The following is a 24,327-nucleotide window of genomic DNA, read 5'->3' as shown; positions in this document are numbered from 1 at the left end:
TAGTACGCGTTAGTAAGGACCGTCTATGACAGACTCTTGCTGCCACAAAGAGTGATAGATGTTGTTGCCTCTTAAGTAATACACATGATCACTATGCAACACACTTCTATCTTCGTAGCTGCCATAATAATTGTCATTATCTTGAGGCTGAGTGATGCTTCCCACGAGGGATAATGTTCTTTCGTCGCTATCAACCGCTAACATTTGCAAAGCATAGTGTATTGAAAATATACCTTCATCGCTTATCCATGATTCAGATGGCAGTGCAAAGCGATACCCCGTTGGCGTTTTTAACACCGACAACGCTCTATAATCGTATTCAGCCCCAGTATACGTATCAGGCCACACGTACTCGTTAAGTAATATAGGGTTTTCAGGGTCTACGACATCAAACAAGCTTACCTTCATCCCATCTTCCACCGGCGTTGTCATGGGTTGCTCGCCAGCGCTCGGAATATTCGCCCCAATGACTTGTTGCCCTATTCCTAACAGCAAGCCATTTTCCATTGGATGTAAATAGCTTGAAAAGCCAGGAATTGTAAGTTCTCCGCGTATAAATGGTGCTTCTACATCCAAGAGATCAATAACGTAAAGCGGGTCGATTTGCTCAAAAGTAACCACATATGCCTTATCGTCAAAGAAGCGTACTGCATAAACATCTTCTCCGGGCTTTCCTATTGGCGAGGGCTCGTTGTCATTAGGAAGTGTGGTCACTTCAACTAACTGGCGACCTTGCTGCTTAAGAACATGTAGATAGTGTTCAGGGTCATCCGCTAAAAGGCCTTGTGTTGTGAGTGCCATAAAATAATTATCACGCTCAGACATCTTGAGTTGAGCAGAACTACTCCAGCCAAATATGCCTTGCACCTTCCCCGTAGCTTGATATTCAATGCCGTTGTCCAATGATACCTTATGAAAAACAGTATCATTGCCTTGGGTTGCATGTAAGTACATATTGTTATGTGTCATGAATAAGCCATGTGCTTCTACAATGGTACATAGAGCCGAATATGTTGAAGGCGATGACATATCAATTTTTACCACACTAAGCATTTGCACGTGGCCATTCTTATTGCTCGCATTTTCGGGCACGAGACAGCTATCTAAGTCATAAAGCGGTGAAGACTGATCATTGATTGTAATGTGTGGCACTAACGACGCATTATCCAATGCGAGTAAATGTTGGTAATACTTAATGCGGCTGCTTGTAGTGTCATCAACGGCTGGCAAGTTGTCAGCAAAAGGCACATACTGCATCGCAAGATATAAATCATTCCCTATTCGCCTAGAGCTAATGAGACGCCCATCAATTTTGACTTTATGAGGTGTTGTTGGCGCATTAGGTAAGGTAACGTCAATGAATTCTATCTGAGTGTCGTTGTCTGGGCTGTGCCATGGGCTTGAGGTGGCAACAGCGTCTTCTAATGGATAGTAGCCAAACTTACGGGTAATCACACCAAGGCGCTTATCATGAAGATACATGCCAGCCATTTCTTGCTCAGACTCAAGCGGTATATCAGCAATAACGTCAAGAGAAAAATCATTTTGTCGTTTCAATATTCTCACGCGATTTTCTATGCCTGATTGTGAGTTCCACGTAGGTAAATTGGCGACATAAAAATACTCGCCGTCATATTCAATACGGTCGGCCTCGTCTACGCCATCAATCTGCGTTGTGGTCGTTGAAAACTCAGGGGCTTCTGCGGCTACATCACCACTTCCATCACTGGAACTTTCGCGTTGTTGCACATTTACTAAATACAGACCATTTTTGACATACTGGCTCGCCGATATATGTGGACTTTGTCCCAATGGTGAATCAGTAGAGGTGGTTAACGTAAGCTGTGGCGCTTGTTCTTCATCGCCGCCATCTCCACTGCTACACGCGGTTATCACGCAAGTAGAGAAAATAAGTACTGCCATGCATTTTGAAATGCCGTCTATCCCGTGTTTCGATTTCATGTTCCATATCCTTGTTTGAGTGAAACCCTGAAATCCATAATAGAATCGCATTGCATATCAATCAGATCCAAACTGAATATAAATGTGACAATTTGTAATCGAGTACTGTTTCACGCTTTACAGTTTGGTAGTCTTATCACCACAATGTTGTTAAAGGGAATTTGTGTGCTGCTGCGTTTCGCTCTTTGTTTGTTATTCACAAGTATTTATCATGCATCTGCATGGGGCTGTGAAAACTCGCTAGTCTGTATTGAAGAAGACAACTGGTCTGTTGGCGTCGCCTTTGGTGTCGGCGCGCGCACAAACCCATTAGTTGATGGCGACGCAATTCCACTTATCATTTTGCCCGATGTTGCGTGGTATGGTGAGCATGCCTATTTCGACAATGGTGAGTTTGGCTATCAGTGGCAACCTCACCAAGATATAACAACCGAAGTATTCTTTCGTGCCAATACAGAACGCGCGTATTTTGCTTTTTGGCAACCTAGTAACATTCTATTACCCACAACAAGTGTGACTGATGGCGTGGACACGCCAAACCCTAATGAACCAGAGGAAACGCCGCCGCGCTATATTTCAGTTAATGATATTGCTAGCCGCAAGTGGTCGTTGGACGCAGGTGTTCGCACTAATTGGTTTAATGACCAAGACAGATGGTCACTGACTTTCATTCATGATGCGCTTAACGTACACAATGGATTTAGCGCCACAGGCCGGTATCAGCACGATACCAAGTGGCGAGATTGGACTTTCTCTACCCACTTCTCGGTCACGTACAAGAGCAGCGCGCTTATAGATTACTACTACGGTATCAGCGAACGAGATACAAATGAAGAAACGCTATGGTATAGCGCCGATAGTACTTTTCAATTTACTGGCGGTCTGCTTTTTAACAAACCACTAAATCAGCAATGGCATTGGCTTGGTAGAATTCAATTCACCACGTTAGGCAGTGGAATGACTGATAGTCCATTGGTATCAAAACGCTTCGTTACCAATATGTTTTTCGGCGTTGGCTATCGGTTTTAGGGTGGCGTAATGCGTATTTCACTGTTTGTCACTTACTCACTAATGTGGTTGCCAGTTTTCGCTACAGAGCAAAACCCTACCTCATTTTCCGTATTCCCAAATGAATGCATAGCGACTCAAAAAGGTGATATTTGCGTTTTGCCTATCACATTGACCTACCCTGAACTAAGTTCACACGAGCACTGCTTGCACATGAATGAACAGGTTTTAGGGTGCTGGTTACCTAACCAGCTCCCCACTGAGCTTAACGTAGAGTTAGATGCGGACTCTACACTCACTCTTGTTAATGAAGACAACAAAAAAACTCCCTCTGTATTACTTAAAGTAAAATACCGACAAGCCTCTACACATCGACGGCGTGTTAGAAATCCGTGGAGTATATTCTAATGAAAAAGTTAGTTTTGGTTGAAGATGACGAGCGTTTAGCCTCATTAGTTGTTGAGTATCTCCAGCGCAATGGCTTTAGCGTTTCGCGACTGGCCTGCGGTGAAGGCCTTGTGGAATTGGTTAAGTCGGTAAGGCCAGACATTGTCATACTTGACGTTATGTTACCCGGTGAAGATGGCTTTGCCTTGTGCAACCAACTACGACAATTCTATACGGGCCCATTACTCTTTATGACCGCCAAAAACGAAGACTTTGATCAAGTGATAGGTCTTGAACTAGGTGCAGATGATTATGTCGTCAAACCCGTAGAACCCCGCGTGCTTTTGGCGCGGCTCAATGCATTGCTTCGACGAACAATGTCTACAATTCCACAAGATAGCAAAAGTGATGTCTTAAATTTTGGTTCGCTTTCTATTGATAAAACATCGCGTCGAGTAACACTTGCCGGTAACGTCGTTACACTAACCAGTCACGAATTCGACTTACTTTGCCTCCTTGCTGACAATGCCTCGCAGGTCGTAGACCGAACGACTCTGTATAGAGAACTCATTGGTCGAGAATACGATGGACTTGATAGGTCCGCTGATGTTCGCGTATCACGCCTTAGAAAAAAGCTATCTGACGACCCTCAAAATCCCTATCGCATCAAGACAATATGGGGTAAGGGTTTCTTTTTTGTCAGTGATGCTTGGAACGAGTAATGACCCGTCTATTTGTAAGCTTTTATCTCTTTGTCGCCATCGCACTTGTGCTTATAAGTAGTACATTAGAGATCGTATTACCTAACGAAAATCATGAGAAAACGAGAGAAACCCATATTTTAGAGTCTGTGCTGCCACTTGTTGTTTCAGACAGAACATCACTTATTGAACGACTCGATAGCATTGGTGTGGACTATGAAATAAAGCCGATAGACTCTATTGGCTGGTCGTCTAACGAACGTGATGCATTTTCCGAAAAACGCGTCATTACTTTATTCGATGAAGAGGCCAAATATATCTATGCACCAATTGGGAACGAGGAATTCATTGCGCTTACACTGCCCTACGAAAAAATATCCACTCCCTATCTCATTGTTTATCTGTTTGTTTTCCTCGTTTTGCTTGGCTTAGCAATGGCGGTATGGCTTTGGCCTTTATGGCGGGATCTCTCTCATATAACTCGAGAAGTAAGCCATCTAGGTCAAGAAACAGAGCGCTTTTCTATTTCACTTAAAAAACGTTCTATCATGCAGCCTATTGCTAATCGGCTAAATTTACTAAGCGATCGCGTACACGGCTTACTTCGCGATCAACGAGAACTAACCGGTGCCGTCGCACATGAATTTAGAACACCGATTGCAAGACTAAAATTTGCTTTGGAGATGAATCCTCATCCAAATAGTGAAGCGTTCGACGGGATCCTTGCCGATATCGACGAACTAGAAGGCCTCGTTCAAGAGATGCTCGACTATACACAGTACGATGCCATTACACCTGAACTCAGCATCTCTGATATTCCCATCAAAGAGTTATGCGAAAACCTTGTTGAACGTCTTGCTTTGACAACGAGTAAGTCATTGGCTGTACAGGGAGAAAACGTTGTAATGCGTGGCGATGGCCACTTTGTCGAGCGGGCGGTGTCTAACTTACTTACTAACGCCATTCGACATGCACATAATATGGTGTCTATACGAATTCAGACATATACAAATACTATTAGCATTTCAGTGTGTGATGACGGAGACGGTGTCTCTGAAGACTTAGCAGAGCGCATATTTGAACCCTTTTATCGACCCGACAATAGTCGCGTTCGCTACTCGGGTGGCGCAGGATTGGGTCTGGCGATTGTGCAGCGGATCCAAAGTTGGCACAAAGGCACGGCAAGCGTAGTTCCTAGCGATTTAGGTGGTGCAAGTTTTATCCTAACTTATCCAAAATAGTACTAATAAAAAAACCGTTTAGTACTAGCACAAAACGGTTTTTTATTTATCGCATTAATGTGTTCAACGTCATAGTCAAACAATAAACATTATCTAAATAGTACTTTCTCTTTGTTGAACCAGTGAATACAGAACATTATTAGACCCGCCGCAATCACCGCTGTTGAGGTAAAAATACCAAACAACGCAAAGTAGTCCATTGTGCCTTTAAACAATTCCTTCATTGCTAATGCAACGTTAGTTAATGGCACCCAAACCCATCCGCCTTTCAGCTCTACGCCAGGCATCATGGCAATAATTACTGGGAAGATTACCACCATAATTAATGAGCCCATGTAGCTTTGTGCTTCTTTGAACGAGCGCGCATAGATTGATAGCGATAATAAAACCGCAGCAAACACTGCCACAACAGGTACAAGCATCAAGAAAATAAGTAAAAAGTCCACAAGACCAATCATCGACATGATTTTTACGACAAACTCTACAGCCATACCTTGGGACAGCACCAGCCCCCATAAGGCCATGGACGACACTGTAATAAGCGCCGTAATAATCCCTGCAGTGGCAATGGTAATAAACTTACCCAGTACCAGTTTATGACGATCCATAGGAGAAATAAGAAGGGTTTCAAGCGTGCCTCGCTCCTTTTCACCTGCACCTAAATCTGCTGCTGGCGCCATTGCCCCTTGCAAGCATAAGATAAAGATAAAGTACGGTAACATGCCGCCTAAGCGCTCGCCCCATACTTCTCGATCATCAGCAACATTTTGCTTTTCAATTTCAATGGGCTTGAGCAAAGCTGTTTGTTGCGTTTCGTTAAGACCCAACTGAGAAAATGCTGTTTGTTGGTAAGCATCAGAGAATTCATCAACAATGTCTGATACACGTCCCATCACCTTATTGAGCCCAGCATCATTCAAATACAGCTGTATTTTATGCTGTCCTGATTGAAGAACGTCACTGTTAAACGTCTCTGGAATCACTAACACAAAGTCTAACGTCTCGTTTTTGATAAGCTTCGCATAGTCTGTTTCATTTCCAATGGATACTGATTCAAACTTGTCTGAAGCATCATTGAACGACTGTACAATAGCAGGGGCATAAGCTTCACCAACAATGGCATATTTCAGCACTTTATTTTCAGCTTTGTCGGCGGCTGAGCTCATAAAGAAGAACGCCACACCAAAAATTGCTGGAAACAACAAGAGCGGAAGACCAATCATAAAGATAATGGTTTTTTTATCGCGCAAGAGCTCTTTAAATTCCTTCTTAAAGATTAACCACATTGCTCATCTCCTCAGTATCCATAGATAGTGTTTTTAAGAAGCTCTTGTGCATCTGTCCACCAGACAAGTCACTAAAGGCTGATAAAGTGTCGTTAAATACCGTTTCACCTTGGTTAATAACGGTGACTTTGTCACAAAGGGCTTGTACTTCGTCAAGGTGGTGAGTAGAGAAAATAACTGGCGTGCCTTTATCTTTTAGACGCTGAATAAACTCCATTACCGTGCTGGTTGCCATGATATCCAAACCCGTAGTAGGCTCATCAAGTACTACCAGTGCAGGCTCGTGAATGACGGCACGAGCAATAGACACTTTTTGCTTCATACCAGACGAGAAGTTTTCCGCGCGTCTATCTAAGAAGCTTTGCATATCAAGTAAGTCCGCCATCTCTTCAATACGCGCGTTTATCACGTCTTTTGAGATACCGTGCAGTTCGCCAAAGTAGCTAATATTTTCACGGCCACTCAAGCGCCCGTACAAACCGGTAGAGCTTGACAAGAAACCAATTTTCTTGCGAGCAATATTAGGGTTAGCTAACACGTCTTCACCACCAATTAACACTTTACCGCTGTCTGGCTTAAGCGCGGTCGATAGCATACGAAGTGTTGTTGTTTTACCCGCTCCGTTAGGCCCTAAAAGCCCAAGCACTTGGCCTTTTTCACATGTAAAAGAAACGTCTCTTACAGACTGAAAATAGCGCCCCTTTAATCGCGGATCCTTCTTCTCTTGCTCACTTAGCTTTTTGGGGTTTTCTACCTCAAAACGCTTTGCGAGACCTGATATTTCAATCATTTCCCTTCCCTCTTTTAAACCTAATTTTTAGCTTTTTCGTTATTTATTGATAGAACAAGCAATATGCCCACTAAGTCAGTGAGAACTTTGCTTAAACATTGCTTAGGTAGTCTTTGCAATTTTATTTTTATTACAGCATCCCTACTTTTTTTTGATTGCACAAGCTTCTAAAGAAAAAGAAGTGTTAACAAATATGTTGTGCTCGCAATTGATTTCCACAAAATCGTACACATAAAAAAACCCACCTAAACGGTGGGCTTCTTAATTATATGAGCGCTACTTGTTATTCTGGCAACACATCATCTTCTTGCTGAGGAATTGCTTCTTCTGCTTTCATCGTCTTAGAAAGTAATAATTCCTGACGAATCTTAGTTTCAATTTCGTTGGCAATTTCAGGGTTCTCTTTAAGGAACTTCATTACGTTCGCTTTACCCTGACCAATGCGATCGCCCTTGTAGCTATACCATGCGCCCGCTTTATCAACTAACTTTTGCTTAACGCCTAGGTCGATAAGTTCAGCTTCTTTACTGATACCTTCGCCGTAACGGATCATAAATTCTGCTTGTTTAAACGGAGGCGCGACTTTGTTCTTCACAACCTTAACGCGAGTTTCGTTACCCACTACCTCGTCGCCTTCTTTAACCGCACCAATACGGCGGATATCTAGACGAACAGACGAGTAGAATTTAAGCGCGTTACCACCAGTGGTGGTTTCTGGGTTACCAAACATAACACCAATCTTCATACGAATTTGGTTGATGAAGATACATAGTGTGTTTGAACGTTTAATGTTTGCCGTTAGCTTACGCAGTGCTTGCGACATAAGACGTGCCTGAAGACCAACGTGAGAATCACCCATGTCGCCTTCAATTTCTGCTTTCGGTGTAAGTGCCGCTACCGAGTCAACAATAACCACATCTACCGCGCCTGAGCGTACTAGCATGTCGCAAATTTCTAGCGCTTGCTCACCCGTATCAGGCTGAGATACAAGCAGCTCATCAATGTTTACGCCAAGTTTTTCGGCATACACAGGGTCAAGCGCATGCTCGGCATCAACGAACGCACAAGTTTTGCCTTTCTTCTGTGCTTCAGCGATAACCTGAAGAGTTAGCGTTGTTTTACCTGATGACTCTGGACCATAAATTTCTACAACACGACCACATGGCAAACCGCCTATACCCAATGCAATATCGATGGTAAGTGAGCCTGTTGAAATAGCTTCAATATCCATGGCTTGGTTGTCGCCCAAGCGCATGATTGCACCTTTACCAAATTGCTTTTCAATTTGGCCAACTGCGGCGGTTAAAGCTTTTGATTTATTATCGTCCACGTCATTATCCTCTAGGATTAGCGGTTAAATTCTGTATTAAGTAGCGTTGTTATCAATAACACTACCAAATGATATGTGCATTCTATACTGTACAAGCATACAGTTTCAACCAGTGTTTTTATTTTTCACTCAACATTTTTATCAAATGGGTTATGGCAAAGGAAATTGCCGCACTTCGCACCTGGTCACGATCGCCACTAAACACCTGCTTTATCTGTGCTGTGCTATCACCGCAAACAAAGCCAAACCAAACGGTGCCTACCGGCTTTTCATCACTACCGCCCCCCGGCCCGGCTATTCCGCTAACCGTTACCGCTAGCTGTGCACCACTTTTACCACACACGCCTAGCGCCATTTCTTTTACGGTTTGCTCTGATACCGCACCATATTGCTCAAGTGTTTGCAAAGTGACGCCAAGCTCGCGCTGCTTTGCTTCATTAGAATAGGTCACCCACGACTGATTAAACCAATCTGAACTGCCAGCAACGCTTGTAAACGCAAAGGCAACCCCGCCCCCTGTGCACGACTCTGCTGTAGAGACCGTCCACTTTTTTTCCCTTAACACGTCGCCTAGCGCCAATACTTGTGCAGTTAATGCGCTATCAAGCTGTAAAGGGCTAGCGTTTGCATTAGATTCAGTTGAAAATGTCGAATTCATAACGTTATACCTGATTACACCTGTTGTGCTTTTATAAGTTTGCGCTTTGCAAGGTTGTTCTTTATAAGCATGTGCTTTATAAGATCCGTGCTTGATCTTAATGGCCGTGAGTTTATCATTTATTCCCTTCAACAGGCATTAAACCCAGCAACAAAATTACAGAGGCTTTTTTTGGAATCACATACTCCCATGATGCGCCAATACCTTACTATTAAGGCGCAGCATCCGAATATTTTATTGTTTTATCGCATGGGTGACTTTTACGAGTTGTTTTATGACGATGCCAAAAAAGCTGCCGAGCTGTTGGATATTTCTTTAACCGCTCGAGGTAAGTCAGGCGGTGAGCCTATTCCTATGGCGGGTGTGCCCTATCACGCGGTTGAAAGTTACTTATCTCGACTTGTTAAAATGGGCGAATCTGTTGCTATTTGTGAGCAAGTAGGCGACCCAGCAACCAGTAAGGGCCCTGTTGAGCGCGCCGTTCAACGTATTGTCACGCCTGGCACAGTCACCGATGAAGCACTATTAGAAGAACGTCGCGATAATATTCTAGCGGCGGTGTGCGGCCACAGCATGCACTACGGCCTTGCTACCCTTGATGTTACCAGCGGACGCTTTGTGATTTTCGAAAGCGACAGCGATGAAGGACTTCTTGCCGAAATCCAGCGAGTAAATCCCGCCGAGTTGCTCTATCCTGAAGGGTTTGAGAGCCTAGCGCTTATTGAAAACCGCAAAGGGCTTCGCCGTCGCCCAGAGTGGGAATTTGATATAGACACGGCTAACGAGCAGCTAAATGCGCAGTTTGAAACAAAGACCCTCGACGGTTTTGGTATCAAAGGAGTCACTAAAGGCTTAGGTGCCGCAGGCTGTGTTTTACAATATGTAAAAGATACCCAGCGTACGGCGTTACCGCACATTCGCCGTATTCAAACCGAGCAGCAAGACAGCCGAGTACAGCTTGACGCCGCCACACGTAGAAACCTAGAGCTTACTCACAATTTATCTGGGGGTCAGGAAAACACCTTATTTAGCGTTATGGACACCACCACTACGGCTATGGGTAGCCGTATGTTACAGCGCATAATCCATTCACCGCTTACTGACCAGCATGAACTTCATAGCCGCTTGGATGCAGTAGAGACCTTTATTAACGATGACCCAGAAGACATTCGCGGTGCCCTGAAACATATCGGTGACATAGAACGTATTATGGCGCGTTTGGCGCTTCGCTCTGCTCGACCTCGAGATTTTGCGCGTTTGAAAAACGCGTTTAACGCGCTACCTGATTTGCAAGATGCCCTTGGCCGTTTCGAGACAGGGCAAGTAAAAAGCATCAGCGAAACCATTGGCACTTATCCTGAACTTCAGGCGTTATTGAACGAAGCCATCATCGACAACCCACCCGTAGTCATCCGCGATGGTGGCGTCATTGCTGAAGGGTACAACGCTGAACTTGATGAGTTACGCAAACTCTCGCAAGGTGCGACCGACTACTTAGATGCTATGGAGCAGCGCGAACGCGAGCGCACAGGAATTTCCACCCTTAAAGTGGGCTACAATAAAGTGCACGGTTTCTTCATTGAAATAAGCCGAGCAAATAGTGCCTTAGCGCCAGCAGAGTATATTCGCAGACAAACCTTAAAAAATACCGAGCGCTACATTACGCCCGAGTTAAAAGAGCACGAAGACAAGGTACTTAGCAGCCAAGGCGCAGCACTTGCACTTGAAAAGCAGCTTTACGAGGCGTTGTTTGATAACTTCGCACCTTATCTTAATAACCTGATTGAAACTGCATCGGCGTTGGCAAAACTTGATGTGCTATGTTGTTTTGCAGAGCGTGCGCTCTCGCTTGACTGGCACCGTCCGCAGTTAAGTCACGAATGCGCGCTAACTTATGATGCAGGTCGTCATCCTGTTGTCGAAAACGTCATGAAGGACCCGTTCATTGCTAACCCGCTTGTGCTTAACGACACACGACGAATGCTAGTTATCACCGGCCCTAATATGGGCGGTAAATCAACGTACATGCGTCAAACGGCGCTCATTGCATTACTGGCCTGTATCGGCAGTTTTGTGCCCGCTGAAAATGCGCATATTGGAAAGATAGACCGTATTTTCACCCGCATTGGCGCCTCTGACGATTTGGCGTCTGGACGTTCAACCTTTATGGTGGAAATGACAGAAACCGCGAATATCTTAAATAATGCCACAGAGCACTCACTAGTATTAATGGATGAGATTGGCCGCGGAACCAGTACGTACGATGGCTTATCATTGGCGTGGGCGTGTGCCAGTTATCTCGCGAAGCAGCTAAACGCATACACGCTATTTGCTACGCACTATTTCGAACTTACTGAATTACCAGATTCGCAACCCGGCGTGGTAAACGTGCATCTTGATGCCATAGAGCACGAAGATACCATTCGCTTTATGCACACGGTATCAGAAGGCGCGGCCAGTAAGAGCTTTGGTTTACAAGTTGCACAATTAGCCGGGGTACCTAAACCTGTAATAAAAGCAGCGCAGCAAAAACTCGCTATTCTTGAGTCGTCGCACATAATGAGTAGCGATGAGGCGAAAAAACATGGTAAGAGTACCTCTGCTAAATCCAAGGGGGCTACTGTCGTCGGTCAAACTGTCGTCGGTCAAGCAGAAATGCTGTTCCCTGATAAACCACATCCAGTTATAGAAGCCCTAGAGAACTTAGCGCCGGATGAACTATCACCTCGCCAAGCTCTTGATCTTATCTACACATTAAAACGCTTAAGCCAATCCTAAGCGCATACAAATTGTGCATCATGTGGGCAAATTGATTGTCTGCCCACATGATTTTGCGTATACTATCGCCCCGTCCAAAGTGTAGCTGGTTTTGTTCTAAACTCAGCCTATATTTACCATACAACCCAAACGTTCTAGGTTTCGCATGACAAATTATATTTTCGTCACAGGTGGTGTAGTTTCATCGCTAGGTAAAGGTATTGCTGCAGCATCGTTGGCCGCAATTCTTGAAGCTCGCGGTCTCACCGTAACCATGTTAAAACTCGACCCATACATCAACGTCGACCCAGGCACTATGAGCCCTATTCAGCATGGTGAAGTATTTGTTACTGATGACGGCGCTGAGACCGACCTTGATCTTGGTCACTACGAGCGTTTTATTCGCACCCGCATGACTAAACGCAACAACTTCACTACCGGTCGCGTATATGAAGAAGTATTGAAGCGTGAACGTCGAGGTGATTACCTTGGTGCAACTATTCAGGTTATTCCTCACATTACTAATGAAATTAAGCGCCGCGTAATTGAAGGTGCTGAAGGTCATGATGTGGCTATTGTAGAGGTAGGCGGTACGGTAGGTGATATCGAATCACAACCGTTCTTAGAAGCTATTCGTCAGCTAGGTACTGAAGTAGGCCGCGAACGTGCGATGTTTATGCACTTAACGTTAGTGCCTTATATGCCTGCATCAGGTGAAGTAAAAACTAAGCCTACTCAGCACTCTGTAAAAGAGCTTCGCTCAATTGGTATTCAGCCAGACATTTTAGTATGTCGCTCAGTGGGCGCGTTGCCAGCCAGCGAGCGTTCTAAAATTGCACTTTTCACTAATGTTGCTGACAAGGCCGTTATTTCACTGAAAGACGTAGACAGCATCTACCGCATTCCAGCGGCGCTTAAAGCACAAGGTATGGATCAGCTAGTGGTAGACCGCTTTGGTCTTGACTGTAAAGAAGCAGACCTATCTGAATGGGAACAAGTGCTGTATGCAGAGTCTAACCCAACAGCCGAAGTAAACATCGGTATGGTAGGTAAATATGTTGAGTTACCAGACGCCTATAAGTCAGTTAACGAAGCGCTGAAGCACGCAGGCCTTAAAAACCGTCTGACTGTGAACATCCACTATGTAGATTCACAAGATGTAGAAAGCAAAGGTACTCAGATTTTAGAAAAACTGGATGCCATTCTAGTACCGGGTGGCTTTGGTGAACGCGGCATAGAAGGCAAAATTGCCGCTGCACGTTATGCGCGCGAAAACAAAGTACCCTACCTTGGTATTTGCCTGGGTATGCAGGTTGCTCTAATTGAGTATGCGCGTAACGTTGCAGGCATGGAAAACGCGAACAGTACTGAGTTTGATGCTGAAACACCATACCCAGTAGTTGGCCTTATTACAGAATGGCTGGACGCGGCAGGTACTACCGAAACCCGTACGGAAAAGTCAGACCTTGGCGGCACAATGCGCCTAGGCAGTCAACTTTGTCACCTTATTGAAGGCACCAAAGTACACGAAATGTATGGCAGTGCTGAAATTTACGAACGTCACCGCCATCGTTACGAAGTCAATAACAATTTACGTGACCAAATTGAAGCTGCGGGTTTAAAAGTAAGTGGTTTGTCCACTGATAAGCGACTTGTAGAAGTTGTCGAAATCCCTGATCATCCATGGTTCATTGCGGGCCAATTCCACCCTGAGTTCACTTCAACCCCTCGGGATGGACACCCATTATTTACTGGTTTTGTAGCTGCGGCTGGCAAATACCAGAAAGAAAATCACTAATTTCTAATAAAGGGGCGCTCTCTCCCGTTGCGCCCCAATCAATTGTTGAGGAAAAAACATGGCGAAAATTAGTCGCATTATCGGACGCGAGATCTTAGATTCTCGTGGTAATCCAACAGTAGAAGCAGATGTATATCTTGAGTCTGGCGTTATGGGCCGTGCTGCAGCACCTTCTGGTGCCTCTACTGGTAGCCGCGAAGCACTAGAACTACGCGACGGCGACAAGTCTCGTTACCTAGGTAAAGGCGTAACAAAGGCAGTTGCAGCAGTTAACGATACCATCGCGCCAGCACTTATCGGCAAAGATGCACTAGCACAATCTGACATCGACGGCATCATGATTGACCTTGATGGCACAGAGAACAAAGAAACATTGGGTGCAAACGCTATTCTTGCTGTGTCACTTGCAGTAGCAAAAGCAGCGGCCGCTGAAAAAGGCGTAGCCCTTTACGAGCACATTGCAGACCTAAACGGTACATCTGGTCAATACTCAATGCCAGTACCTATGATGAACATCATCAACGGTGGTGAGCACGCTGACAACAACGTAGACATTCAAGAGTTCATGGTACAGCCAGTTGGCGCGAAGAGCTTTAAAGAAGCACTACGTATGGGTGCAGAAATCTTCCACGCCCTTAAGAAAGTACTTTCTGCTAAAGGCCTTAACACGGCAGTTGGCGACGAAGGTGGTTTTGCGCCTAACCTTAGCTCTAACGCTGAAGCGCTAGCAGTAATCGTAGAAGCAGTTGAAAATGCTGGCTATAAAATGAATGAAGACATCACGCTTGCTCTAGACTGTGCGGCGTCTGAATTCTACAAAGAAGGTAAATACGTACTTTCTGGCGAAGACAAGAGCTTCGATTCAGAAGCGTTTGGCGACTATCTTGCTGACCTTTCTTCACAGTACCCTATTGTGTCAATTGAAGACGGCCTAGATGAAAGCGACTGGGACGGCTGGGCAAGTCTAACTAAGAAGATTGGTGACAAAGTACAGCTTGTTGGTGACGACTTGTTTGTAACTAACACTAAAATTCTTAAGCGCGGTATTGATAACGGCATTGGTAACTCAATCCTTATCAAGTTCAACCAAATCGGTTCACTAACAGAAACGCTTAACGCAATTAAGATGGCAAAAGACGCAGGCTTTACTGCGGTTATCTCTCACCGCTCTGGTGAAACTGAAGATGCCACAATTGCAGACCTTGCTGTAGGTACAGCAGCAGGCCAAATCAAAACGGGTTCACTATGCCGTTCTGATCGTGTTGCTAAGTACAACCAGCTACTTCGCATTGAAGAAGCGCTTGGCGATGCAGCTACCTATAAAGGTCGTAGCGAAATCAAAGGTCAGTAATACTGCCTTAGCTCGCACATAAGCCGAAACAAGCAATGCCAGTCGACAACGTTGACTGGCATTTTTTTATCCTCATTATCCCCTCTCTCTCTTAAATGGTTACCAAAAACAACCAAAACCGAACACACAAACAAACCAATTAACATGCATTGGTAAAGCCAAAATTAAATTGGTAATATAGTTACGGCTTTTGCCCTACACTACTTACGCCAACCTAATAAGAAGGCTTATCTATGAACATGATGTTGCCAAACAAGAAGTATTGGCTGTTGCTGTCTACTGCGCTTATGGGCGGTAAAATGCTACACGCAGAGCAAGTGACGCTACCCGCACAAAAATTTGATTTAAGTGAGTGGTATCTCACTCTCCCTACCGACGACAACAATGATGGGAAAGCAGACAATATATCTGTTGAACGTCTACAAACCTTTTCTCATCCTTCGTTTTTTTATCTCGACGACAATGGCGCGATGGTGTTTACCAGCCCTAACAAAGCATTAACCACCAAAAACTCCACTAATACACGAAGCGAACTTAGGCATATGCTGCGTGGCAGCAATAAAAAGATAAAAACCCAGTCAGCTGAGAATAGCTTTACTGTCGCCAGCAACCCTATTGCAAGACGGTTTGGCCGCGTGGGCGGTAAAATGCAGGCTACATTGCAGGTAAATCACGTTGCAAAGCGCGCCACATATCCTGAAAAGCCTCCAGCATATTCGGTAGTTGTCGGCCAAATTCATGCAACAAAATGGAAAAAACAAGTAAAAGGGTTTGGCTGGGGCAACGAACCACTTAAAATTTATTATAAAAAATGGCCTGACCACGAGACTGGTTCTGTGTTTTGGACATACGAGCGAAATTTAGCAAAGAACGATCCCAACCGAAAAGATATTGCTTACCCCGTTTGGGGGCATATATGGACAGACAGTTCTGACCCCGGTGAGCAAGGAATAAAGTTAGACGAAACATTTAGCTACACGGTGAATGTGCATGGTGACATTATGCATCTGCGTTTTGAGTCCGCGAACCATGAGCCTGTAGACTATAAAATTAACCTTGCTAACGCGGTAGATGCAAATGGGCAACTAGACAAGTTAGATCATCCTTATGGATATACACTCGATTGGAACTATTTCAAAGCCGGTGCTTACAATCAATGCAGTACTAAAGACGACCCAGCATTTTGGTATCCTGCCTGTTTGGGAACGGGTGACTGGGAAACCGATATGGCAAATGGCGATTATACGCGCGTGACGTTCACCCAGTTAAGTGTAGGTGAAAGTACACCGGTTACCGACTAGGTGCTTAACGCACAGCAGTATTAATACCTCACTGCAAAAAAGCCCCCATAACTGAACATTCAATTATGGGGGCTTTTTGTTATGTGCGGTAGTCATTAACGTCTGCTACCACACTAGGTTATGGTGTTTGCTAATTATGAGGCTAGTTGCCTTCTGCGGGTGCTTCCCATGTTGAGTATGGACCCACCATCGTCTCTTCAATGAAGATAAGACTGTCAAGTGACGCACCAATGCCAGCATCATTACCTGTGCCTTCGACAAGATTATTCGCCGTTGGCGCACTCAGCGTTGCACCATCTTCGGTACCATCAGCAAGTACGTTGCCGTCTACCCCATCGACCAACGCAGTATTGTCGCGTTTTGGCATAATAGGCGTTAAGTCTGCAATCGTTTGTGCATAAATATGGTTGTTGTCATAGTCTGAAGCATTATCTAGCGCACAGCCATGAGATGGATATTCATCTTGTTTTATCGCAGTCGCGCCAGCACCTGAAGCCGTACCGAAGATATTGTTGCCAGCACTTTGGTTAGCAATAAGGTTACTGTCAAAATCCAATGTATAATCTAAATTAGTACAGTTTTCTGCGCCGTCGCGAGAAGAGTCATCCTCGAACTGAATGGCATTAGTCGTATTTAATATCGTGTTACGTGCTATCACAGTATTTAAATCAAGGCCAGCGTCTATCAGCGTTTGTGTTGAAGAGTTACCACTGTCGATGTAATCAGAATCGATATGCAATGCCGCTCTATCTGACGAGTTAGTAATAACGTTCGCTACAAAATTGTCGGTAATAGTATGACCAAGCGGTGTAAACGCAATACCACCGTCTTTGTTATTTGTACCTTCTACGCCACCAACAGTTGCCGTATACGGCTCGCCGCTTGAGATGATAATGTTTTGCGATACGGTATTGCCGTATCCATTTCGCAACTCGACATTACCCCAAGAATTTACAATTGTGTTGGCATGAATACTATTTCCACCGCCTTGAACAATGATCAATCCACGATCCATCAATACGCGATCAAAGCGATTATACCGAACAATATGTTCTCCACGGCCTGCGCCGTCACCGCTACCTGAGCGTCCCACCTGCACAGCGTGACTGCCTGAATCTGTGTCAAACTCGCCATCGCCATCAATGGTAGTAGGAAGGAAGTCTTTAAATAGATTGTATTGAACAATGTTTCTTTGATGGTCACCAAGCGTGTTCGGCGAATCGCCAACACCTAGAAACATACTGATTGCTGAACCTTCCTCGGCTTCATTGACGCTTTTGCCGGTAAATAGATTGCGCTCGATGATGTTGTCAGTGCCGCTGACCGTAATGTAATGGGATTCATCACTTGAGCCGAGGTTAGGGCGTGTTGCACCTGAGTCGCTCAAAAAGCTAGAGTTCTTAATAACATTGCCAGAACCGTTTAGATCAATGGAACCGCGGCCTTCGCCGCAGCTTCCTGCAACGGGGATCACTAGCTCTTCGAACACAAGACCATCCAAAACCACACCGCTAACTGACGAATTAAAGGCAATACACGTAGTGCCTGAAATAACCGCGTTAGTCTCAGCTACACGTTTAATAAGTAGATTGTTTTGAGCGATAGAAAGCTCAGCCATATCTTCATAATCATCTGCAGTATCACTCGTATTTAACACATCCGCGATACCGATTGAATCGCCTTCTTGTGCGTTAGCTAGCGCTGCAGTAAGCGACACTTCACCTTGCACATAAAAAGTGAATATTTGGTCATCTGCACTTTTCGACAGGTTTTCTTCATAGTTTGCATCATCGGTATAAGATACGTTAACTGATAGTATTTTACCTGAGTCAGCGTCTGTTACTACTAATGTTGCTTCTGTTGCACCATCGATATTGACCGCTGCAGATAAATCTTCGCCAACGTTACGCGATTGCCACTGGTAACTAATTTCACCTGAAACGCCATTGGCATCAACAGGGGTAGGTGCAGTAAGCGTGGCACCTACCGTAAGCTCACCGGTAATAGGGTCGTCAAGCGAGCCAGTTTCATTGTCAGCCGGTACAGGTGCAATAGCTTCAGTGGGCTCAGAGGTAATTGATTCGTCAAATCCACTATCATCAACATATGAAGCCATAGCCGTAATAACAGTTCCTTCGTAAGCCTCAATAAGCTCAAGCGAATTAGATACTGCTCCTTCGATAACAACACCGTCTGAAGCCCAACTGTAAGTTACGGTGCCAGACAAACCGTTATCGTCTGTAATGTCCGCTGTTAACGTTTGTCCAACCGTTGTAGAACCTGAAATGGTTATAACACCCTCAAAATTAACAGGTAACGCTTCAACCACATCCGTTTCTTCAGTAGTAAAGCCTTCGCGCGTATTGCCCAAATCAACGTACGTAACTGCTACGCGAATACGTGTACCGGCTTCATTTACCGTAAGCGTGTAAGAAGCATCTGTTGCATCTGCTATCTGCGTGCCGTCAGCAAACCAAGTAAACATCACTGTGTCTTGATCAATACCATCAGGGTCACTGACTGACGCGGTTAGCGTTTCCCCTTCCTTGGCCGTTCCAGAAAGAGATAAGGCACCTGGTTGGTTTGTAGCGCCACCATCACTACCGCACCCTGCAAGCCCTAGGCTCAAGGCGCTAAGCGTTATAATACTTACTTTTTTCATTATTACTCTCGCTGCTTATTTTCTTTGATGCTGATAAACCCAACCGCCCAAAAACTTACCAATAGAGCAAATCAACCTTACCAATATATACAACCAAAATAGTTATTGGTATGTAAACACAAAGAATTAATTATTACCACCACAAAAACAAACTGATAACATTTTTTTGACACACCCAAAGTTAAGCACTTAGCAGAAATACCACCAACACACTGATTTTAATAATATTAACCCCATAAAAACAGACGTCAGCACAGTCTATGTTTTTTGAAAATCTGTCTCATAGATCTACGAAATAATGACAATTTAAATTATTTTCTTGTAAATTTGTTGCCAATACGTAAACAAACCCTTAGCATTGGTTTTACATTATGCAAGAAATTGGTAATAACAGCGATAATTTTTGGTTAGCTTGAATAACTAGATGAATTGCTGAAAACCCTACAAAACTAAATACACAGCATTATGGAAGCCACGATGATAAATCAGAGAAAACCAAATCCGTTCGTACACGCCATTCGCGCCAAATACTTTAGCCCAGCTCTGGTTTATGCTGCGTGCTCTGCAGGTCTACTTGTCAGCGCCCCAATTTCGGCACAAGAAACAGAGGTTGCCGATGAAGAAACAACAGAAATTATCGAAGTTAAAGGTATTCGAGGCACTATTCAGAGCTCCATCTCGATTAAGCGAGAATCAACAGAAATAGTTGACGGTATTTCCGCAGACGATATAGGCGATCTCCCCGCACTATCAATCGGTGAGGCGCTAGAGACACTTACTGGTGCGTCTTCACACCGCGAGCAAGGTGGTGCAACAGAAATCTCTATTCGAGGCCTGGGTCCGTATTTAGGAAGTACAGTGATGAACGGTCGCGAAGCAGCTAACGGCAGTGGTGACCGCTCAGTTAACTTTTCTCAGTTTCCATCAGAGCTATTTAACAAAGTAGCAATCTATAAAACTCAGTCTGCAGAACTCATTGAAGGCGGTGTTTCTGGTCAAATTCACTTGGACACAATCAAGCCCCTCGATTTCGGCAAACGTCGCTTCCAATTTGAATACAAAGGAAACTGGAATCCTGACAATACCGATCTAGAAGATCCAAGTCGTGACTTTGGTCAGCGGATTACAACAAGCTTTGTTGATCAGTTTGAGACCGATAAATTTGGTGACATCGGTATCTCTATTGGCTATCAAAAAAACCTAACCACAAATCCAGAGCAAGAAGCGCGTACGGGTACGAGTTGGGAGGCGTGTAGAGTCTCCCCAGCATTTGGCGATGGCATAAATAGTAGCCGCACAGACTGTGAAGATAATGGCGGTGCATTAAACCTTATCACAGATGGCTCGGGTGAAGCGCCTGATGCCTCAACACCTTTTGTTTTCTCCCGTTCACAGAACTCTTTTAGGCAAAATACAACCGACGATGATAGAGAATCGTTTTTTGGTGCAATACAGTGGCGCCCCAACAAACGACTTGAAATAAATGCGGACCTTCAGCTTTCGAATAGGGAATTTAGTGAGATTAGAAACGACCTTGTCTTTGCTGAGGTAAACCACATAGATGGGTTTGCTACGCCGTTGTCAGATAGGTTACCTTTCGACCTAGTCGCCACCTCGAATGGTGCGCTTAGGCAGTTCACTGCGACACAAAACATAGAAACCAATAGTCAATTTGCCGAAAGAATTGAAGATTATAGTGGCGGTGGTCTTCGCTTCGATTACACGGTTAATGACAGACTCAGCGTCTCTCTTGACCTGTCTATCTCTGAAACAGAACGCCGAGAAAATATAATACAAACCAGACTGCAATCGGAAGACGTCGATATCTACGGTAACGATGTTGAGGGAGCAGACGGTAATGGCGAAGTAAGAACGGCAGCACAAATTTTTGCGAACGGCTCATTAGTGCCCACATGGACACTGCAAAATTTTGACGTTAATTATCATGGTGCTTTTGCCGATGAGGCCAGAACACGCTTAGATCTCAATCAGTTTAGAAACAATACCATCTCTGCCGTACGCGCCGATTTTGATTACATTCCTGACTCAGAGTTTATAATAGGTATTAAGGGTGGCGTTAGACTCTCAAAGCTTGAGTATGACAGCGTCCCTGGTGGTAGCGGCACTAATAACAGAACACAAGTAACCTTTAGTGATGAAGCAGCGGCAATGGCAAATCAGGCCTGCCGCAATGACGCGTTTCCTGAGTCAGGCTTCCTAGACGATGAAACTGGTGGCTCACCACTTTTCACCAATGTTGATAGCAATGGTAATATCATAAGTGCGGGTACCGGCAATTCGTTTGCGACATTTGACCCTATTTGTTTGGCTGAAACCTTGCTTGGCACGGTAACCAACGATGCAGGTGAAGCGCTGACAATTGCCAACGCATTTCCTACCGTAGACGAGTCTGACCGACAAGATATTGCCGCCGTTGACGTTGAAGAAAAAACTATCGCTGCCTACTTACAAGCCGACTATGACACCTTTATCAAGGACTATGGCGTAAGAGGTAATTTTGGCCTTCGCGTTGTAAGAACAGAAGTATCATCATTGTCCTATCGCGGCCCACTAAGAGCTACACGAGATGAAAATGGCTTGATAACGGGTATCGCTCCCATTACCGATGAACTCATTCAAGTAGAAGGTGGTGGTGATTACACAGAGTTTTTACCAAGCTTTAACCTTATTGTTGATATTTCAGACGATGTCATGTTTCGTGGTGCACTCTATCGCGGATTGTCTCGTCCAGATCCTTCGGACTTAGGCTTTGGTCGCAACTTCTTGGGTCTCGACGAAGACAGTGATACTGGCGAGATTTCAGATGCATTGGCACGTGCTGTCGCGGTAGGTAACCCAGTATTAGAACCGTTTTTATCTTGGAATGTAGATACTGCAATAGAGTGGTACCCTAATGAAGATACCATTCTTGCGCTTGGCTTATATTACAAGAGCTTTGAAGGCGGCTTCTCGAATACCTCTCAAACAGAGATATTTGAAGTTGATGGTGAAGAATTAGAAACGATTGTAACAGCACCACAAACCAGTGATGACACCAGCACCATTTATGGAGCCGAGATCACTGCAACCCATTCATTCTCGTACTTAGATAACTGGCTGAGTGGTTTCGGTATTAAGCTAAGCTACAACTATGCAGATTCAAATTTTGAATTCGAAGATGAGAATTTTGGCGACTCTACTGTTATTGACCCAAGCACTGGAGACCTTATCTCGCGTACGGGTATTGTAGCGCCAGCTAACCTCTTTGGTTTTTCCGAGCACGTGCTCTCTACACAGCTTTACTACCAATGGGAAGACCTCAGTGCTTCATTGAACTACAAGTACAGAAGCAACTACTTCCAACAGTTCGTCAATACTCCTGGCGCTATTCGCTTCATTGGCGATACAGAAGTATTCGAGGCACGTGTTTCTTATCGCTTGAACAGAAACTGGAAATTCAGCCTAGAGGCTATCAATATATTTGACGAGCCAAGACGCCAGTACCGCCCCACACAAGACAATTTTGCTGAAATTAATGTGTATGGTCCAAGAGTGTTCGCGGGCGTGCAATTCCGTTACTAGTGTTAGTTTCGCTGTGAGTATTTGGGCCCTAGGGCCCATTTTTTTGTTGAATTGGGTAAGGAAAGGCTATGGCTCGTTTCGTTGCACTTTTATCTGCATGTATTTTATTAAATGGTTGTGGCTCGTCTTCATCTTCGACATCAGTACAAACACCAAGCGATGTTCCTTCACAGCCAAGTACATCACCTCAAGATAACAGCGTCAGCTGTATCAACCAGCCTATTGAAGAGGTTAGCGCAACGGGTCTAAATGACGATACTCGCTTTACCCCATCAAATGCTGTGGACAATGACACAACGAGCACGTCGCGCTGGCAGTCGACAGGTACAGGCAACGCACTAACACTTCAGCTGAAAAGCGAACAACAAGTGGGTTCGTTGCAAATTAAGTGGTATCAAAGCGAATCGCGTGCTTATCGGTTTTCAGTAGAAACGTCATTAGACGGGGATTCCTGGCATTCCCAGCTATCTAATGTAGACTCTAACACCCAACTTGCTGGGTTCGAACTCTTTGCATTGCCCACACCAATCACGGCGCGCTTTGTTCGTATAACCGGCTTTGGTAATAGCGTAAATAGTGATAACGCCATTGTTGAAGTAGATGTATTCAACTGCTCTGAAGGTGATGGCGAGATATCATCAACTACCACCGACTCAATCGGCATAGATTTACAAGACTGGTATCTCAGCATACCGACTGACGACGATGATTCTGGTACCGCCGACAATATCAGTGAGAGCAGACTGGCCAATGGCTTCACGCATTCTGAATACTTCTACGTAAGCAAAGATGGCGCACTGGTTATGCGTTCGCCAACAGTTGGCTTCAAAACATCTACAAATACAAACTATGTGCGTGTTGAACTGCGAGAGATGCTAAGACGTGGAAACACTGATATAAGCACGCAGGGCGTCAATAAGAACAATTGGGTACTCTCCTCTGCAACACAGTCGAATCAAGACAAGTCGGGCGGCGTAGACGGTCGATTACACGTTTCCATGTCAGTTAATCAAGTCACCACGACTGGCGAAAATTACCAAATAGGACGCGTTATTATTGGTCAGATACATGCCAACGACGATGAACCTGTACGTCTATACTATCGCAAGCTTCCCAATAATAACCTTGGCTCTATATACTTCGCACATGAACGACGCGCCAACGTTTCTGACGGGACAGATAAAGAAGAGATTTGGATAGAAATGATTGGTTCAAGAGACAGCAACGCGCCAAATCCGACAGACGGCATAGCCCTAAATGAGCGCTTCTCTTATACCATTGATACACAGGGCAATACACTCAATGTAACCATATCAAGAGACGGAAAATCTGACGTCACACGCTCTGTGAATATGGAAAACAGTGGTTACAATGAAGAAGACCAATATTTATATTTTAAGGTCGGCGTTTATCATGTGAACAATTCAGCTGAAGAGGGAGAGAGCGCAGTCGCTAGCTTTTATACAATAAACAACGAGCATGAAGGCTACCAACCACGCTAACAAAACACGAT

At 44.7% G+C, this 24,327-nt stretch carries 16 protein-coding genes; 10 read left to right on the top strand and 6 right to left on the bottom strand.

What is annotated here, in order from left to right; all coding sequences use genetic code 11:
• Nucleotides 1-9: 9 nt before the first annotated feature.
• Nucleotides 10-1,962: a beta-propeller domain-containing protein gene (locus JN178_RS04475; protein ID WP_202264045.1), complete on the bottom strand. Its 1,953-nt coding sequence runs from the start codon at nucleotides 1,960-1,962 to the stop codon at nucleotides 10-12.
• Between the two features lie 165 nt (nucleotides 1,963-2,127).
• Here JN178_RS04475 and JN178_RS04470 point away from each other — a divergent pair, with 165 nt between their 5' ends.
• From JN178_RS04470 to JN178_RS04455, 4 genes are read left to right on the top strand one after another with little or no spacing between them, the layout of a single operon-like run.
• Complete coding sequence (locus tag JN178_RS04470; protein WP_202264044.1) at nucleotides 2,128-2,991, top strand: MipA/OmpV family protein; 864 nt, start codon at nucleotides 2,128-2,130, stop codon at nucleotides 2,989-2,991.
• A gap of 9 nt (nucleotides 2,992-3,000) precedes the next feature.
• On the top strand, nucleotides 3,001-3,378 hold the full coding sequence (locus tag JN178_RS04465) for a DUF3019 domain-containing protein (RefSeq protein ID WP_202264043.1): 378 nt from the start codon (nucleotides 3,001-3,003) through the stop codon (nucleotides 3,376-3,378).
• The gene (locus tag JN178_RS04460) at nucleotides 3,378-4,079 is read left to right on the top strand and encodes a response regulator (RefSeq protein WP_202264042.1); all 702 of its coding nucleotides are present in this window, start codon (nucleotides 3,378-3,380) and stop codon (nucleotides 4,077-4,079) included. Before JN178_RS04465 ends, JN178_RS04460 begins: the two co-directional genes overlap by 1 nt.
• On the top strand, nucleotides 4,079-5,299 hold the full coding sequence (locus JN178_RS04455) for an ATP-binding protein (protein WP_202264041.1): 1,221 nt from the start codon (nucleotides 4,079-4,081) through the stop codon (nucleotides 5,297-5,299). The genes JN178_RS04460 and JN178_RS04455 overlap by 1 nt, the downstream gene beginning before the upstream one ends.
• Before the next feature lie 89 nt (nucleotides 5,300-5,388).
• Here the strand turns inward: JN178_RS04455 and JN178_RS04450 are convergent, their stop codons facing one another.
• The 4 genes from JN178_RS04450 to JN178_RS04435 form a co-directional block, all read right to left on the bottom strand.
• Nucleotides 5,389-6,585: an ABC transporter permease gene (locus JN178_RS04450; RefSeq protein ID WP_159623749.1), complete on the bottom strand. Its 1,197-nt coding sequence runs from the start codon at nucleotides 6,583-6,585 to the stop codon at nucleotides 5,389-5,391.
• A complete protein-coding gene (locus tag JN178_RS04445; protein WP_202264040.1) occupies nucleotides 6,569-7,375 on the bottom strand; it encodes an ATP-binding cassette domain-containing protein in 807 nt (268 codons plus the stop codon). Before JN178_RS04445 ends, JN178_RS04450 begins: the two co-directional genes overlap by 17 nt.
• A gap of 283 nt (nucleotides 7,376-7,658) precedes the next feature.
• A complete protein-coding gene (gene recA / locus JN178_RS04440) occupies nucleotides 7,659-8,705 on the bottom strand; it encodes a recombinase RecA (RefSeq protein ID WP_202264039.1) in 1,047 nt (348 codons plus the stop codon).
• A 118-nt stretch (nucleotides 8,706-8,823) separates the two neighbouring features.
• Nucleotides 8,824-9,363, bottom strand: a complete 540-nt coding sequence (locus JN178_RS04435; RefSeq protein WP_202264038.1) for a CinA family protein — start codon at nucleotides 9,361-9,363, stop codon at nucleotides 8,824-8,826.
• A 189-nt stretch (nucleotides 9,364-9,552) separates the two neighbouring features.
• Between JN178_RS04435 and mutS the strand changes: the two genes are divergently transcribed.
• The 4 genes from mutS to JN178_RS04415 all read left to right on the top strand — a co-directional run bounded on the left by mutS (nucleotide 9,553) and on the right by JN178_RS04415 (nucleotide 16,570).
• Nucleotides 9,553-12,141 carry a DNA mismatch repair protein MutS gene (gene mutS / locus JN178_RS04430; protein ID WP_202265904.1) on the top strand — a complete coding sequence of 863 codons (2,589 nt, stop codon included), beginning with the start codon at nucleotides 9,553-9,555 and terminating at the stop codon, nucleotides 12,139-12,141.
• Between the two features lie 145 nt (nucleotides 12,142-12,286).
• A complete protein-coding gene (locus JN178_RS04425) occupies nucleotides 12,287-13,918 on the top strand; it encodes a CTP synthase (RefSeq protein ID WP_202264037.1) in 1,632 nt (543 codons plus the stop codon).
• A gap of 58 nt (nucleotides 13,919-13,976) precedes the next feature.
• Nucleotides 13,977-15,269 (top strand): phosphopyruvate hydratase, encoded by a 1,293-nt coding sequence (gene eno, locus JN178_RS04420; protein ID WP_202264036.1) that lies wholly within the window; start codon nucleotides 13,977-13,979, stop codon nucleotides 15,267-15,269.
• A gap of 287 nt (nucleotides 15,270-15,556) precedes the next feature.
• Nucleotides 15,557-16,570, top strand: coding sequence for a polysaccharide lyase family 7 protein (locus JN178_RS04415; RefSeq protein WP_442859694.1), 1,014 nt, complete (start codon nucleotides 15,557-15,559; stop codon nucleotides 16,568-16,570).
• Between the two features lie 142 nt (nucleotides 16,571-16,712).
• On the opposite strand, the gene JN178_RS04410 is transcribed toward JN178_RS04415, so the two are convergent.
• Entirely contained in the window at nucleotides 16,713-19,232 is a 2,520-nt protein-coding gene (locus JN178_RS04410; protein ID WP_202264034.1) for a poly(beta-D-mannuronate) lyase, read from the bottom strand.
• 477 nt (nucleotides 19,233-19,709) lie between these two features.
• Between JN178_RS04410 and JN178_RS04405 the strand changes: the two genes are divergently transcribed.
• Together JN178_RS04405 and JN178_RS04400 are read left to right on the top strand one after the other, a co-directional pair.
• Nucleotides 19,710-22,814: a TonB-dependent receptor gene (locus tag JN178_RS04405; RefSeq protein WP_202264033.1), complete on the top strand. Its 3,105-nt coding sequence runs from the start codon at nucleotides 19,710-19,712 to the stop codon at nucleotides 22,812-22,814.
• Nucleotides 22,815-22,882: 68 nt separating this feature from the next.
• Nucleotides 22,883-24,316, top strand: a complete 1,434-nt coding sequence (locus JN178_RS04400) for a polysaccharide lyase family 7 protein (RefSeq protein ID WP_202264032.1) — start codon at nucleotides 22,883-22,885, stop codon at nucleotides 24,314-24,316.
• The last annotated feature ends 11 nt before the right edge of the window (nucleotides 24,317-24,327 follow it).

This window comes from Alteromonas sp. KC3 (genome assembly GCF_016756315.1).
Classification (GTDB): domain Bacteria; phylum Pseudomonadota; class Gammaproteobacteria; order Enterobacterales; family Alteromonadaceae; genus Alteromonas.
The sequence above is the reverse complement of the archived record's forward strand: the minus strand, read 5'-3'. Positions and strand labels throughout refer to the sequence as shown.

Coding starts and splice junctions, on each gene's coding strand:
- JN178_RS04455 (WP_202264041.1), top strand. CDS start 4,079: ATGACCCGTCTATTTGTAAGCTTTTATCTCTTTGTCGCCATCGCACTT.
- JN178_RS04415 (WP_442859694.1), top strand. CDS start 15,557: ATGGGCGGTAAAATGCTACACGCAGAGCAAGTGACGCTACCCGCACAA.
- mutS (WP_202265904.1), top strand. CDS start 9,553: ATGATGCGCCAATACCTTACTATTAAGGCGCAGCATCCGAATATTTTA.
- JN178_RS04460 (WP_202264042.1), top strand. CDS start 3,378: ATGAAAAAGTTAGTTTTGGTTGAAGATGACGAGCGTTTAGCCTCATTA.
- JN178_RS04425 (WP_202264037.1), top strand. CDS start 12,287: ATGACAAATTATATTTTCGTCACAGGTGGTGTAGTTTCATCGCTAGGT.
- JN178_RS04445 (WP_202264040.1), bottom strand. CDS start 7,375: ATGATTGAAATATCAGGTCTCGCAAAGCGTTTTGAGGTAGAAAACCCC.
- JN178_RS04465 (WP_202264043.1), top strand. CDS start 3,001: ATGCGTATTTCACTGTTTGTCACTTACTCACTAATGTGGTTGCCAGTT.
- eno (WP_202264036.1), top strand. CDS start 13,977: ATGGCGAAAATTAGTCGCATTATCGGACGCGAGATCTTAGATTCTCGT.
- JN178_RS04405 (WP_202264033.1), top strand. CDS start 19,710: ATGATAAATCAGAGAAAACCAAATCCGTTCGTACACGCCATTCGCGCC.
- JN178_RS04400 (WP_202264032.1), top strand. CDS start 22,883: ATGGCTCGTTTCGTTGCACTTTTATCTGCATGTATTTTATTAAATGGT.
- JN178_RS04475 (WP_202264045.1), bottom strand. CDS start 1,962: ATGAAATCGAAACACGGGATAGACGGCATTTCAAAATGCATGGCAGTA.
- JN178_RS04435 (WP_202264038.1), bottom strand. CDS start 9,363: ATGAATTCGACATTTTCAACTGAATCTAATGCAAACGCTAGCCCTTTA.
- JN178_RS04450 (WP_159623749.1), bottom strand. CDS start 6,585: ATGTGGTTAATCTTTAAGAAGGAATTTAAAGAGCTCTTGCGCGATAAA.
- JN178_RS04410 (WP_202264034.1), bottom strand. CDS start 19,232: ATGAAAAAAGTAAGTATTATAACGCTTAGCGCCTTGAGCCTAGGGCTT.